Source organism: Henriciella aquimarina, from assembly GCF_002088975.1.
GTDB classification, from domain to species: Bacteria; Pseudomonadota; Alphaproteobacteria; order Caulobacterales; family Hyphomonadaceae; genus Henriciella; species Henriciella aquimarina.
In genome coordinates this window covers 38,796-51,499 of record NZ_NCST01000098.1, presented here as the reverse complement: position 1 = coordinate 51,499, position 12,704 = coordinate 38,796, and the positions used below count along the sequence as shown (strand labels likewise).

Here is a 12,704-nt window from a genome sequence, read left to right as displayed (position 1 = left end):
CGGCGCGCGCCATGGCCTCACACACCACATCGCGCACCGCCTCGAGGCCCTCGGCCAGAAAATCCCGCTCGGCTGTCATGGCGGGAAGGATAGGGGCAGGATGCGTCCGGTTGGATGTTTGACCTGCCGCCCCACATCTCCGGAAACCGACTGGCTTCTGAGTGGGCGCGGAGAGGTCGCGCCAGCATGAACAAGGTAACACGCGACGGGCGGATGCGGGCGTGCTAGACACCGGGCCAGACCCCTTGCCAAAACGAAAGCCAGACAGATGCGTCTTTTCCTTCTCGCCACAGCGGCTCTCTTTCTGGCCGCCTGCGGCAACCCGTCCGACGCGCCCGCGCCCGAAGGCGCAGAGAGCGCGGCCACGCAAGGCGGCTATGCCCGCATCGAGTTCGAAGGCGAGACGGCGACGCCGGAAGAACGCGAGCGCTGCGAAGCCGCCGGCGGCGAAGTGCGCCCGGCGGGCCGGATGGGCTTCGAGCATTGCATCCAGAGCTTCGCCGATGCCGGCGCGTCCTGCAGTGACACCTCCGAGTGCACCGGCAAGTGCCTGGTCAATGGCGAGGTCGTGGAAGCCGGCACGGCCATCACCGGCCAGTGCGCGAAAAATGACGACCCCTTCGGCTGCTATCAGGAAGTCGAAGACGGCACCGCCAGACCCGGTATCTGCGTGGACTGAGGCTTACAGGGTTCCCGGGCCCGGGTCAGTGCCTATGATCCGGCTCCCACCAATAGCGGGTTTGCTTGGCCCAGTCCGACTTGCCGAAGCGATAGTGAAGCAATTCGAAAGCGCGCTTGGCGACCGGCTTCCCGTCGATGTCGCCGGCCGGTTCGTGGGCCAGCATATAGACGGTGCGGTGCAGGGCTTCGGCCATGACATCCTTATGCGGGTTGAACCAGCGCTTGAGTCTGGTGTCGGTCTTGTCGTCCACCCAATCGATGATGGTCAGGGCCACCGTGCGGGTCATGCGGCTTTCGGTGGCCAGCGGGCCGATCTCGTCCCAGGCTGCCCAGCCGGCGATCCCCTGCTGGCCGAACCGGATCGTGGCGCGAGGACTGGGGAAGGTGTCCGGCATGGCCGGGGTGAGAGACCGGCTGTTGCGCGGCAAAATGTAATCGGGGTCGATTCTGCGTCTCTGGGCCCGTCGGGAAACCTGATAAGATGTACCATAGAGCCAGTTTTCAAAGGCGAATTTGATCTTGGCCCCCCAGGCCCAGTCCTGAGAAAGGTCGCGATGGAGGTGGCGTGGTTTCGGATCTTCAAGAGAGCAATTGCTTTCATGCCGGGTCGACAGGCAATCGGTACGCAAGGCGAAGACCGCCAGCCTGACGTCTGCCGGCAGGCCATTGAGGCCATTGAGATTCTGTCTGTATTCAGGATACCGCTTCAGGAATGTCTCAAGCTGTCTACTGGCATCTTCGGTTCGGCCAAGGGCGATGGAGCGTGCCAAGGCCATATTGGGCATGATGCCTTCGAGCGTGGAGACAGGCAGCATCCGGGTGACATAATAGGGGCCCATTCGCCGCGGAGCGTAGGGGATATAGCTGGACCTGACCGCATAGGCAGCCGCCTCTTCGGCAGAGGGGGCAGAAAGCATTAGAGGCAGGGCGAAGGCCGCCGGTTCAGGCGCGAGCGCGGCGATCTTGCCTATCTCCCGATGATATGCCGTCGTGAAGGGGTAGCGATCATGTCTGTATCCAGCCGAGCGCATCGTGGCCCGACGTGCCTCCCCGAGAAGCGCCTGTTGCAAGCGTTTGGGCGGGGCCCATGCCTGGGACTCCAGGCGGACGGATGAGGCAAGCACCGTGTAGTCCGCCGGGCTGGCCGTGCAATCTTCGACACGCTGTTCGAGGTCCGAGAGGCTTTCCCGGAGAGGGCTGGGCAAACGACGTGGCGGCTCGGACGCGGTGATTGCCAGGGCGAGCCAGGGGCCAGGCTCGGCTTCAGCTTCGGCCTTCCGAAGAATGTGATCATAAACGTGGTCATCATTCCTGCTCCAGTCTGGCTCGAGGGCGGGATAAAGCTCGTGAAGCTCGGCTGACAGGGAGAGGGCGGCCAGAAGCCAGTCCATGGCGGGGGCGTTTGCTGCGATCCCGGCAACCGTGCGCTCGGTTTCATTCAGGCCGGTATAGATCCGCCCAGTTCGCGGGTACTTGGACACCCCATCTTCAAAGTCGTCTGGCCGTAGCCACCAGTCGCTGGCTGGGCCGATGGTCGTGGCCAGGTCGAGCCGGGCGGCAGCCTGCATCGCGTCATTTCCGGATATGGAGGGGACGGCGTCGGTCATGATGTCCAGGTCGGAGAGAATATCCGCACGCGTCCATTTCTCAGGCTGGTTGCGCGGCTCATACAGGTCGATGTCCACACGGCGCGGCAGGTCTTCCAGCGGCTTCATGCCTGACATCAGCCTGTACAGCTGGACAGTGCCCATGACCGTATCCACATGTCTGTGATGATTGCCCCCGGAGTAGAGGGTCTCGAACTCGTGGAAGGCGGCGTCTACGTATTCGGCAGGGGCAGCATACCGGCCATCACAGAAAGTGGCGGGATCGGCGGACGCGCTGCCGGTTAGGCAGCAGGCTGATCCTGCTGCAATGCCAGCGATTCTGAGGGCTTTGATCATGGAGCACGGCATAGACGAGAGCCGTGACCATCCCATGAAGCAAAGATGGCAATTTTTCTACTTTAAAGTGGCGCGCCCCGTAGGGTGAAGCCTTACTCCCGCGCCGCTTCGCTCTCGTCTCTCAGCTCCTTGAATTCGGAGGTGTCCTTGAGTTGCGGCCAGTCGGTCGAATTGGCGAGGTCTCGGGTCATCTCCAGGAAAAGTTCGACGTCCTGGGCGGCGCCGCGCAGGTCCCAGTCGGGGGACCAGGCGTCGTTCTGGTTGTGGTACTTGTTGTCGATATAGTCCTGCACCCAGGCATCACCGGCCTCACGCCCACCGTCGACGAGGTCGGAGCCGCCGGCAATGCCCATGATGAGCAGGACGGGGACGCCCCGGCGGGCGAGCGAGAAATGGTCGGCGCGGTAGAAGAGGCCGTTTTCCGGCAGGCCTTCCGGCGTGACGGTGCGGCCCTGGTCTGCAGCAGCGGCGGCCATGCGCTCCTCCAGCGTGCTCTGGCCTTCGCCGACCTGGATGACATCCCTGGCCGGGCCGGCCGTCTGCAGGATATCGAGGGTGAAGTTGGCGACCGTGGTTTCCAGCGGATAGACCGGGTCCTGGGCATAGGCTTCCGAGCCGAGCAGGCCGCTTTCCTCGGCTGTCCAGGCGGCGACGACGACGGTGCGGGCCAGCGGCGGGCCGTCTTCGAGCACGCGGGCGATTTCCATGATGCCGGCTATGCCGAGCGCATCGTCATTGGCGCCGGGGCGCACCGTGCGGCCCTGATCGTCGGGCGCGCCGACACCATAGGCGTCCCAGTGGGCCGAGAGCATGATCGTTTCGTCCGGCCGCTCCGTGCCCGGGAGTTTGCCCAGCACGTTCTGGCTCTCAATGGTCTCGACCGACAGGGCGAGGTCGGTGTTGAACGTCAGGCCGTCCAGCGTGAAGGCCTGGAAGTCGCGCTTGCGGGCAGCGGTGCGCAGGGCGTCGAGATCATGGCCGGCCTGTTCGACCCATTGACTGGCCATGTCCTCATGCAGCCAGCCCTGCAGGTCGACGGAGGCCTTTCCGCCATCGCCGGCCACGGCATAGTTCTCGCCTGGCCCCGAGGCGGCGACGTTCCAGCCATAGCCGGCGGCTTTCGTTTCGTGGATGACGAGGGCGGCCACAGCGCCGCGGCGGGCGGCCTCCTCGAACTTGTAGGCCCAGCGGCCATAATAAGTCATGCGGCGTCCACCGAAGACGCCGGCGACGGGGTCATCCTCGGCGACGCCGAAATCGGGGTCGTTGACGAGGAAGAGGGCGACCTTTCCCTCAAGGTCGATGTCGCCATAATCGTCCCAGTCGCGCTCCGGCGCGCTTGCCCCGAAGCCGACAAACACGACGGGGGCGTCTTCCACCTTGATCGTGTCGCGCGGATTGGCGGAGCTGATCTCGATATCGCGGCCCTGCTTCATCTCGATCACCGTGTCGCCTTGGGTGACGTTCAGGGCGCGCACATCGGTGACGCGCGAATGTTTGAGGGTGACCGGATCGGTCCAGCCGCCATTCTCGCCGCCGGGCTCAAGGCCGATCTCCTTGAAGCGGTCGATCAGGTAGGCGACGGTTTTCGTTTCGCCCTCGGTGCCGGGCGCGCGGCCCTGGAATGCATCGGAGGAGAGGATCCTCGCGGTTTCAGAGAGGTTTTCCGTGCTGATGGGGGAGGCATCGTCCTCGGCCGTTGCGACATGGGCACAGGCGGCCATCAGCATGCCTGCGCCGAGCGAACTCACGATTGCTTTCATCATCATCTGCACGTTCCTTCCTAATTGTTTGCCGGGGCGGGACCCGGGCCCGGTTGTAGCGGGATTTCGCCGATTTCCAAAAACGGGACGGCAGCCAGCGCCTCAGCCCGCGCGCTCGGGCGCCACGCTGAGCAGGTGCGCCTCGGCCTCGTCGCGGTGCTTCTTCAGATACTTCATGAAGGGCGTGCCGCCGGTGCCGACTTCGGTGTCGTTGCCGGGGGCGCCGCCGGCCTGCTTGTTGATATAGGTCGCGGCATATTCGAGGTGGCGCGTGCGGAAGCGGGCGAGCTTCTCGACATTGTCATTATAGAGCTGGCGGATGCCGGCCTCGTCGCAAGCGCTGACCCAGTCGCGCACATGGCTGGCGGCGCGGACATCCTCGATGAAACGCCGGTGGCCGACGGGCCGGTAGGCGTGCAGCTCTTCGAGGTAGTGGCGCAGCGGGTCGTCTGCGTGGGAGATGGAGAGCAGCGCATCCATGGTCGGCACGATGGACGATTGCGAACCGGTTTGGCCGCGGAAGGCCTGCGGCGTGTCACCGGCTTCGGGCACGCCTTCATAGACGAGGCCGCCGGCCAGCGCGGGATTGTCCTTCCAGCCATGGATGTAGGGGCGTACGCGGTTGAAGTAGATGTAGGGGTCGCAGCGCTCCGGCATGCGGTCGAAGATGGCGTTGACCGCGTCCCAGCCCTCGGCGAGGCGGGCGAGGGCGATCTTCACGCCCTTGGCATCATTCAGGGCGCAGGCCTCGATCAGCTCCGGAATGGTGGCCAGCATGTCGCCGGCGCGCGCCTCGATGGCGACATGGACGAGCACGAACCAGGCTTCGTCCTGGCCCGAGAGGAAGGGCTGGATCATGTAGACGTTTGAAAGGTCGACGGGGCCGTCCTTGTCGATCTTGGCCCAGTTGTCGAGGACATAGGTCGAATAGGTGAGCAGGGCCTTCTGGTCGAGCGCGTGGGCGAGCTGCCAGCCGGGCCGGGCGAGGCATTCCGGCAGGGACTTCGGCGCATCCGGCTCATCCCAGACATAGGCCTGGATCATGAAGGTGTAGTGGACGAAGGCCTTGCGGATCTGCTCGTCGGAGGCGTCCTTGCAGAACTGGTCCAGGTCTATGACCGGCAGGCGCTCCAGAAGGGCGCGAACCCGGCCGGTGACCATTGTGTGCGGCAGGTCCATCGCCGCCTCGACGGCGGGCTTCAGATAAGCCGGCAAGACGACCTCGTCGGCATTGTGACGGCAGAGAAAGCCGCGTTCGCGGGAGATGTCGTAATGGTCAAGCGGTTTGAGCCCTGTCATGGCGTTTCCCTCTCCTGTTAGTTGTTTTTGAAACTATCTCTCACCTGCCAGACGTAACGTAAAGTCGCAGGGCTCAGTTTTCCCCACAAAAGGGGCTTCCAAAACCGCCACGACTCTCTTAAAGGGCCAAAAAGGGAGCTCCCCAGATGAAAATCCGACAAGCCATTACCTTCGATGACGTGCTTCTCCAGCCCGGCCCGAGCGAGGTCATGCCGGCGAATGTCGACGTCTCGACCTTCCTGACAAAATCCATTCCGCTGAACATGCCGCTCCTGTCTGCGGCGATGGACACGGTGACCGAAGCGCGCCTCGCTATCGCCATGGCCCAGGCCGGCGGCATCGGCGTGGTTCACCGCAACCTGACGGTCGAGGAACAGGCCGGCCAGGTCACGCAGGTGAAGAAGTATGAGAGCGGCGTGGTGATGAACCCGATCACCATCGCGCCGACCGCCACGCTGAGCGATCTCAACGCCATCAAGTCCCGCACGGGCTTCTCCGGCATTCCGGTGGTGGAAGACGATGGCCGGGTCGTCGGCATCATCACCAATCGCGATACCCGCTTCGTCGATGATCCGACGGCCAAGGTCGCCGAGCTGATGACCAAGCATGTCGTCTCGGTGAACATGTCCGCGCCGATTGAGGAAGCCCGCCAGCTCCTCCACAAGCACCGCATTGAGCGCCTCGTCATCGTCGACGAGGCCGGCAAGTGCGTCGGCCTGCTGACGGTGAAGGACATGGAGAAGGCCCAGCTCAACCCGAACGCCGCCAAGGACGATCAGGGCCGCCTGCGCGTTGCCGCCGCCTCGACGGTGGGCGATGCCGGGTTCGAGCGCTCGCAGGCGCTGATCGAGGCGGGCGTGGACGCGGTCGTCATCGACACCGCGCACGGCCATTCGCAATCGGTGCTGGATGCGGTTTCCCGCGTGAAGAAACTGTCGAATTCGGTGCAGGTCATTGCGGGCAATGTCGCGACCGGCGACGCCACCAAGGCGCTGATCGATGCCGGCGCCGACTGCGTGAAGGTCGGCATCGGGCCGGGCTCGATCTGCACCACGCGCGTTGTGGCCGGTGTGGGTGTGCCGCAGCTCACCGCCATCGAGGATTGCGCCAATGCCGCCGCCAAGACCGGCACGCCGATCATTGCCGATGGCGGCATCAAGTTCTCCGGCGATTTCGCCAAGGCGATTGCCGCAGGCGCCTCGACGGCGATGATGGGCTCGGCCTTTGCCGGGACCGAGGAAGCGCCGGGCGAGGTCTTCCTCTTCCAGGGCCGCTCCTACAAGGCCTATCGCGGCATGGGCTCGCTGGGCGCGATGTCTCGGGGCTCGGCGGACCGCTATTTCCAGAAGGAAGTCCAGGCCGACAAGCTCGTGCCGGAAGGCATTGAAGGCCAGGTCCCGTTCAAGGGCCCGGTCGGCAACATCATCCACCAGATGGTCGGTGGGCTGCGCGCGGCAATGGGCTATGTCGGCGCGAAGACGATCCCCGAACTGCACGAGAAAGCCGAGTTTATCCAGATCACCGGGGCGGGGCTGTCGGAAAGCCACGTCCACGATGTGACGATGACCCGGGAAGCGCCGAACTATTCGATCAGCCGGTAGGTTTTCCCGGAGAGCCTGACCCGTCTTCTCCCGGTCCTGCGCCTTTAAAGGCAGGTGGACAGGGAGGCGAAGATGCCGGATTTCACGTTCAGGCGGGCCTGGGGGACCGGCACGCTGCACGTCTCGGTCGACACGGCGCAGACGCAGATCACCAGGGGCCGGACGAGCCATTCGATGCGTCACGACGCTGTCGAGGTGGTCCGCTGGGCCCGGACGTCGAGCCCGCAGCGTTCAGACTATGCGCTCATCCTGGAAGCCGGCGGCGACAAGCTGGTCATCAATTGCAACACGCTCGCCGATCCGTCCGACCAGGACTGCTTCAATGCAGCGGTCGGCGCGGTGCTGGCGGCGATCAACCGGGTGCAGCCGGGGCTTCGGGTACATGCTGGAGCAAGCCCGGCAGCAAGCTGGCTGGCCTTTGCCTGCTTCGCTGTGCCGGCCTTTTTCGGGCTCTGCTTTGCGTTGGCGATGGTCGGCGAGCCGGGGGCGGCGGAATTCGTTCTCCTGCCGGCGGTGATTGGCGGCGTGTCCGGCTGGAAAGCCTGGAGCGCACGGCCCTGGCAGCAGAGGGAGTCCATTCCGGTCGGAGAGCTCGCAGCGATGTTCGCCGGGCCGACGACAGCCTGACATGGTCTAGCCGGGGCTTTGCTGAACCAGCCCTTGCCGCCGTCCGAGGATCAGCGCCACGAAGACCAGACAGGCGAGCCCTACGGCCGCCGGGAAGAGGGCGGTTGTCCAGGAATAGCGTTCGAGCGCGAGTACGACGAAGCCATTGCGCACCGCGCCGAGGGTGAAGAACAGCGCATTCTCCTCATGCGGGCGCAACCACGCCTTGCGCATGGAGGGGCCGAAGCCGAGCAGGTCGACCGTGGTGAGGATGATGACCGCGGCCAGCGGGTCGGAGGTCAGCGCCCAGAGCGGCAGGGCTGAGAGGGCCAGCGCCAAAAAGACCCAGTCCATGCGGACGATGGAAGTGTCGGCGGTCTTGGCCAGGGCAAGCGCGGCGACCCCGCAGGTGATCAGTCCCGACACCGCAATCGGCCAGGCGCCGACGCCGGCCCCGTCGGCCAGCTGCGCGATGGCGACTACGGTCGTCCCGGCGCCCCAGATGAACCAGGAAAAGACGTGCGGGCGGGTGCGGCCGTTCAGGATGGCGCGGATATAGGGGTAGAACGCCACGAAGGTGAGCGCCATGGCGATGGCGCTGAAAAGCTCCTTGGTCATGAGATGGCTTATCCCGGCTGTGGCTCCCGCCACATGGTCGTAACCAGCGGCGCGGTCTCGTCAACGCGGAAGTCGCCATGGCGCTCGAAACCGAGCGAGCGATAGAAGCCGTCATTCGCCGGATTGGTGTTTTCGAGATAGGCAGGCAGGCCCTTGCGGTCGGCGGCGGTGAGGACGGGTGCCAGCATGGCTTTGCCGAGCCCCTTGCCGCGTGCGGCGGCCCGCGTGCCGACGGTGAAGAGATAGACGTGCGGATCTTTCGGGTGGTGGGCTTGCATGGTGTCGGCGGCGGCGAGCGCGCGCTTCATTGCGCCGCGCCGGGCGAGCACCATCTGTGTGGCGATGAGACGGGCCAGAGAGAGCGGCGGAAAGTCCTGCTTCGCGTCATGCATCGCCCACATGGTGGCGGCGGAATCCTCGGCGAGGTGGCAGAAGCCGGTCTTGAGATAGATGTCGCGCGCCATGGTGCGGAAGAGCGGCTTCAGCGCACGGGCCCGTCCGAAAATCCAGAGATTGAACGGGTCTTGCGCGAAGGCTTCGGCGGTGATGTCGCCGAGCTGGCGCCAGTCGGCACGCGTAGCCGGGCGGATCGTCTCCGGCAGGTGAATGTCGAGCATGTGCCGCCCCGCTGTTTCCTCCGCCCCGATAGGACGCTAACACGGGCGCCTTCGCAAGAGAGGGCTCGGAAGATCATGCGCGACGGCGGACGGATAGCAGCAGCAATCGATGTGCTGACGGATGTGCTCACCCGTCACCAGCCGGTGAAGTCGGCCGCGCGCGACTGGGGCAAGCGGGCGCGTTATGCCGGCTCGAAGGACCGGGCCTGGGTGTCCGGTCTGGTGCTCGATGCGCTGCGCAAGAAGAATTCGATCGGGCATGCCATGGGCTCGGACGCGCCGCGTGCGCTGATCCTCGGCGCGCTGGCGCATGCCTGGAAATGGGACATCATGCGCATCGACAGCGCCATGGATGAGGAACATGCGCCCTCTGCCCTGACGCTGGATGAGCGCGAGCGGCTGGTCATGGCGCCGGATGTCACCGCCGAGCCTCATGTGGCGGGCGACTATCCGGAGTGGATGGAGCCGATGATGAACCGCGTTTTCGGTGAGGAGAAGGTGGTCGAGGGCCAGGCGATGGCGGTGCGCGCGGATGTCGATATCCGGGTGAACACGCTGAAAGTGGACGCCGAAAAGGCGGGCGGGCCGATGCGGTCGGCCAAGGCGGAGACCTCGCCACTGCTCAAGAATGCCTACCACATCCCGGCCCGCGACCCGTCCGAGCGCGAAGCCTCGCTCGAAAGCATCCCGGCCTATTCCAAGGGCTGGGTCGAGGTGCAGGATGCCGGCTCGCAGATCGCGGCGGCGGCGGCCAATGCGAAAGGCGGCGAGCAGGTGCTCGACTATTGCGCGGGCGGTGGCGGCAAGACGCTCGCCATCGCGGCGATGATGGAAGGCAAGGGCCAGGTCCATGCCTATGATATTGACGGGCGCCGGCTCTCGGCGCTGATCCCGCGGCTGAAACGCTCCGGCGCGCACAATGTGCAGCTGGTCCATCCGAAGGAGCCGGACGCACTGGAGGCACTGAGGGGCCAGATGGATGTGGTCTTCGTCGATGCGCCGTGTACCGGCACAGGCACCTGGCGCCGGCGTCCGGATGCGAAGTGGCGGCTGAAGGAGAAACAGCTCGCCAAGCGCATCGAGGAGCAGACGGAGATCCTCGAGGCGGCGAGCGACTTCGTGAAGCCGGGTGGGCGGCTGGTCTATGCGACCTGCTCCTTCCTGATGGAGGAGGATGAGGACCGGGTGGCGGGCTTCCTTTCCGGACACGCTGAGTTCAAGGAACTGAATGCGGCCGACCAGGCGATTGCCAGCGGCCTGCTCACCGATGAGGGGGCGGCCACGGTCAAGGCGGGCTGCGGGGCCGGGACTTCGGTGCGGCTGACCCCGCGCCGGGCGGGCACGGATGGATTCTTCTTCGCGGTTCTGGAGCGACTCAGCTGACAAGCCTAGACTGGGTTTGAGGAAAGGGCCGAGGCGATGACGCAGGACGTGCCGGAGCACAAGCATTTCGAGGCGAGCAACCGGCAGTATCTCGTGCTGGCGATTGTCGGGGCGGTCTTCGTCATCATGCTCTGGCTCATGCGCGGCAATGACGACGCGATGAGCGTCACGGTGAATGTCTGGCTGACCGTGCTGTTTGCCATCGTGACGCTGATCGGTGCGGCGGCTTTCCTGCTTAAGCGCGCCTGGCTGACGCTGGACGCGGACGGGTTCTCCTCAAGCGAGTTGCGCCCGCTCGGCAAGATTGCCTGGAGCGATGTGTCGGAGTTCCGGCTTCACAAGGCTGGCTCCAGCGGGCTGCCGACGACGCAGCAGGTCATCTTCGAACTGGAGAAGGAAGACCAGCAGACGCTGTCGCATCTCTCCGGCCTGCTGTTTCGCGGCTCCATCCGGCTGACCGAGGATTACCGCATCAAGGCGCGTGACCTGGTCGAGCTGATGAATGCCTTTCGTGAGCGTGCCCGGGCCGGGCAGGGGGTGTCGTCATAGTCTGGCCGGCGATCCTCATTGCGCTTGCCTTCCCGGTTTTCTTCGGGGCGCTATGGATCGGTATTGTCGGCTTTCTCGCCTGGGCCGGCGGCTGGCGGACGCTGGCACGGTCCTATGCCGGCGAGGTGGCGAAAGGTTTTGGCGGGCGCAAGATGCGCACCGTCACGCTGGGACGGGGCCGCTTTCCGCGCGTGCATTACCGCAACACGCTGTGGATGCGTTTCGACGAGGACAGGCTGCTGATCCGCCCGCACGTCCTGTTTCGCTGGGCGCACCCGCCGCTCATCATTCCGCGTGCCGAGATCGAGGCGCATGTGCGCAAGGGCCTCCTGCGCCGCTTTGCCGAGATGAAGACGGCGGCCGATCCGGCCATCGGCTTTCACCTGCCGATCCGCCATTATGGCTGGCCGGAGGACCTGGACGGCGGGACCGCCTAGCGGGGCTCCGCCGCGCCCCCCAGGGCGAACAGGCTGGAGATGAGCTGGCGCTGGCGGTCGGAAAGCTCCGGGCGCCAGATCTCGAAGATCAGGACATAGCGCGGCTGTTCGCTGCGGTTCCAGGCTTCGTGCTCGATCGTGTCGTCGAAGATGAAGACCTCGCCGTCTTTCCATTCGCGCGTTTCATTGCCCACCCGGAAGCCGCACTGGCCCGGCAGGATGACGGGCAGGTGGCAGATGAGCCGGGTATTGAACTGGCCATGATGCGGCGGAATGCTGGCGCCGGGCTTCAGCAGCGAGAACAGCACCGACTGGGCCGGGGCGGGGCAGGCCTCATCCCCTAGGGCGTCGATGGCCGCCATGGTCTTGGGGCAGAGCGCGATATTCTCTTCCTGACGCTCGCCCTGCTTGATGAGGTAGAAGGCGCTCCAGTCCGGATTGTCGAGCAGCGGGTGGGAGACATTCGTACCCTCGCGGCCGGCCTTCTCGACATAGGGGGAAAAGCGGGTGGCTTCGCTTCGCTGGCGGGCGAGCAAGTTTTCCAGCTCGGCGTGGATTTCCGGCGTCTTCGCGGCGAGCGCTTCGGTCCAGGCGAAATGATGCAGGGGATAGAATTGCCGGTTGGGCAGGCCGGGATAGAGGTAGCGGGTCGGCTTGGAGACATAGGGCCGGATGCGCCCGGCCAGCATGTCGAGCGACTGGCGGAAGAGGTCGTCATCCGGATCGGCGCCGACATTGTAATCGCGGGCGAAATCATCGACCGGGTGGTGGGCTGGCGCGGTCCCGGCTTCGGCTTCCAGCCCGAGAAAGGCGCGGGCGGCGCTGACGAGCTGGTCCATCTCGGTGGTCCAGGTCTCCACCGTCGACAGACTGCTCAGCCCCATGCGGAAGGCGGCGGCCGCTTCCTCCTTGCGCCCGGCGCCCGAGAGCGCTTGGCCATGGTGCAGCCGCGCGCGCACGCTGGTCGGGTCGACATCGAGCGCCTTTTCGAGCGCGGCGATGCGCCCGTCCATGTCGCCGAGCAGGGATTTCGCGAAGGAGAGCGCGACCCAGACATCCGGGCCCGGCCAGCCGAGTTCGATCGCGCGGGTAAGGGCGGTCTGCGCGGCCGGTCCATTGCGCGTCTGAAGGGCCTGCATGCCGGCAGCTGCCTGCGATCTTGCCTCGGTCAGTCTCTCTTCCATGCCGATATCCGTCCTTGTCGCAT

The 12,704-nt window shown here is 65.3% G+C and carries 12 protein-coding genes; 6 read left to right on the top strand and 6 right to left on the bottom strand.

Annotation, left to right across the window (positions count from 1 at the left end):
• Window positions 1-268: 268 nt before the first annotated feature.
• Window positions 269-679 carry a hypothetical protein gene (locus B8784_RS15260; RefSeq protein ID WP_084398778.1) on the top strand — a complete coding sequence of 137 codons (411 nt, stop codon included), beginning with the start codon at window positions 269-271 and terminating at the stop codon, window positions 677-679.
• Window positions 680-704: 25 nt separating this feature from the next.
• Here B8784_RS15260 and B8784_RS15255 read toward each other — a convergent pair whose 3' ends face one another.
• From B8784_RS15255 to B8784_RS15245, 3 genes are all read right to left on the bottom strand, one after another.
• A complete protein-coding gene (locus tag B8784_RS15255) occupies window positions 705-2,432 on the bottom strand; it encodes a hypothetical protein (RefSeq protein ID WP_084398777.1) in 1,728 nt (575 codons plus the stop codon).
• Window positions 2,433-2,716: 284 nt separating this feature from the next.
• The gene (locus B8784_RS15250; protein ID WP_233356175.1) at window positions 2,717-4,393 is read right to left on the bottom strand and encodes a M20/M25/M40 family metallo-hydrolase; all 1,677 of its coding nucleotides are present in this window, start codon (window positions 4,391-4,393) and stop codon (window positions 2,717-2,719) included.
• 96 nt (window positions 4,394-4,489) lie between these two features.
• Window positions 4,490-5,686 carry a PrnB family protein gene (locus B8784_RS15245; protein WP_084398776.1) on the bottom strand — a complete coding sequence of 399 codons (1,197 nt, stop codon included), beginning with the start codon at window positions 5,684-5,686 and terminating at the stop codon, window positions 4,490-4,492.
• Window positions 5,687-5,832: 146 nt separating this feature from the next.
• Here B8784_RS15245 and guaB point away from each other — a divergent pair, with 146 nt between their 5' ends.
• Both guaB and B8784_RS15235 read left to right on the top strand, forming a co-directional pair.
• Entirely contained in the window at window positions 5,833-7,287 is a 1,455-nt protein-coding gene (guaB, locus tag B8784_RS15240; RefSeq protein WP_084398775.1) for an IMP dehydrogenase, read from the top strand.
• Between the two features lie 72 nt (window positions 7,288-7,359).
• Window positions 7,360-7,914, top strand: coding sequence for a hypothetical protein (locus tag B8784_RS15235; RefSeq protein WP_084398774.1), 555 nt, complete (start codon window positions 7,360-7,362; stop codon window positions 7,912-7,914).
• A 6-nt stretch (window positions 7,915-7,920) separates the two neighbouring features.
• On the opposite strand, the gene B8784_RS15230 is transcribed toward B8784_RS15235, so the two are convergent.
• Entirely contained in the window at window positions 7,921-8,511 is a 591-nt protein-coding gene (locus B8784_RS15230) for a hypothetical protein (protein ID WP_084398773.1), read from the bottom strand.
• Between the two features lie 8 nt (window positions 8,512-8,519).
• Entirely contained in the window at window positions 8,520-9,128 is a 609-nt protein-coding gene (locus tag B8784_RS15225; RefSeq protein WP_084398772.1) for a GNAT family N-acetyltransferase, read from the bottom strand.
• A gap of 75 nt (window positions 9,129-9,203) precedes the next feature.
• On the opposite strand from B8784_RS15225, the gene B8784_RS15220 reads away from it, so the two are divergent.
• From B8784_RS15220 to B8784_RS15210, 3 genes are all read left to right on the top strand, one after another.
• The gene (locus tag B8784_RS15220; RefSeq protein WP_084398771.1) at window positions 9,204-10,511 is read left to right on the top strand and encodes an RsmB/NOP family class I SAM-dependent RNA methyltransferase; all 1,308 of its coding nucleotides are present in this window, start codon (window positions 9,204-9,206) and stop codon (window positions 10,509-10,511) included.
• Between the two features lie 36 nt (window positions 10,512-10,547).
• Complete coding sequence (locus B8784_RS15215; RefSeq protein ID WP_084398770.1) at window positions 10,548-11,060, top strand: hypothetical protein; 513 nt, start codon at window positions 10,548-10,550, stop codon at window positions 11,058-11,060.
• A gap of 125 nt (window positions 11,061-11,185) precedes the next feature.
• Complete coding sequence (locus tag B8784_RS15210; RefSeq protein ID WP_084398769.1) at window positions 11,186-11,497, top strand: hypothetical protein; 312 nt, start codon at window positions 11,186-11,188, stop codon at window positions 11,495-11,497.
• Here the strand turns inward: B8784_RS15210 and B8784_RS15205 are convergent.
• Entirely contained in the window at window positions 11,494-12,681 is a 1,188-nt protein-coding gene (locus B8784_RS15205; protein WP_084398768.1) for an aspartyl/asparaginyl beta-hydroxylase domain-containing protein, read from the bottom strand. The two genes, B8784_RS15210 and B8784_RS15205, sit on opposite strands and share 4 nt — an antisense overlap.
• Window positions 12,682-12,704 lie beyond the last annotated feature (23 nt).

Excerpts from the sequence above, each read along its gene's own strand:
- B8784_RS15225 (WP_084398772.1), bottom strand. The coding sequence starts at position 9,128 with ATGCTCGACATTCACCTGCCGGAGACGATCCGCCCGGCTACGCGTGCC.
- guaB (WP_084398775.1), top strand. The coding sequence starts at position 5,833 with ATGAAAATCCGACAAGCCATTACCTTCGATGACGTGCTTCTCCAGCCC.
- B8784_RS15250 (WP_233356175.1), bottom strand. The coding sequence starts at position 4,393 with ATGATGATGAAAGCAATCGTGAGTTCGCTCGGCGCAGGCATGCTGATG.
- B8784_RS15260 (WP_084398778.1), top strand. The coding sequence starts at position 269 with ATGCGTCTTTTCCTTCTCGCCACAGCGGCTCTCTTTCTGGCCGCCTGC.
- B8784_RS15205 (WP_084398768.1), bottom strand. The coding sequence starts at position 12,681 with ATGGAAGAGAGACTGACCGAGGCAAGATCGCAGGCAGCTGCCGGCATG.
- B8784_RS15230 (WP_084398773.1), bottom strand. The coding sequence starts at position 8,511 with ATGACCAAGGAGCTTTTCAGCGCCATCGCCATGGCGCTCACCTTCGTG.
- B8784_RS15255 (WP_084398777.1), bottom strand. The coding sequence starts at position 2,432 with ATGGGCACTGTCCAGCTGTACAGGCTGATGTCAGGCATGAAGCCGCTG.
- B8784_RS15245 (WP_084398776.1), bottom strand. The coding sequence starts at position 5,686 with ATGACAGGGCTCAAACCGCTTGACCATTACGACATCTCCCGCGAACGC.
- B8784_RS15235 (WP_084398774.1), top strand. The coding sequence starts at position 7,360 with ATGCCGGATTTCACGTTCAGGCGGGCCTGGGGGACCGGCACGCTGCAC.
- B8784_RS15215 (WP_084398770.1), top strand. The coding sequence starts at position 10,548 with ATGACGCAGGACGTGCCGGAGCACAAGCATTTCGAGGCGAGCAACCGG.
- B8784_RS15220 (WP_084398771.1), top strand. The coding sequence starts at position 9,204 with ATGCGCGACGGCGGACGGATAGCAGCAGCAATCGATGTGCTGACGGAT.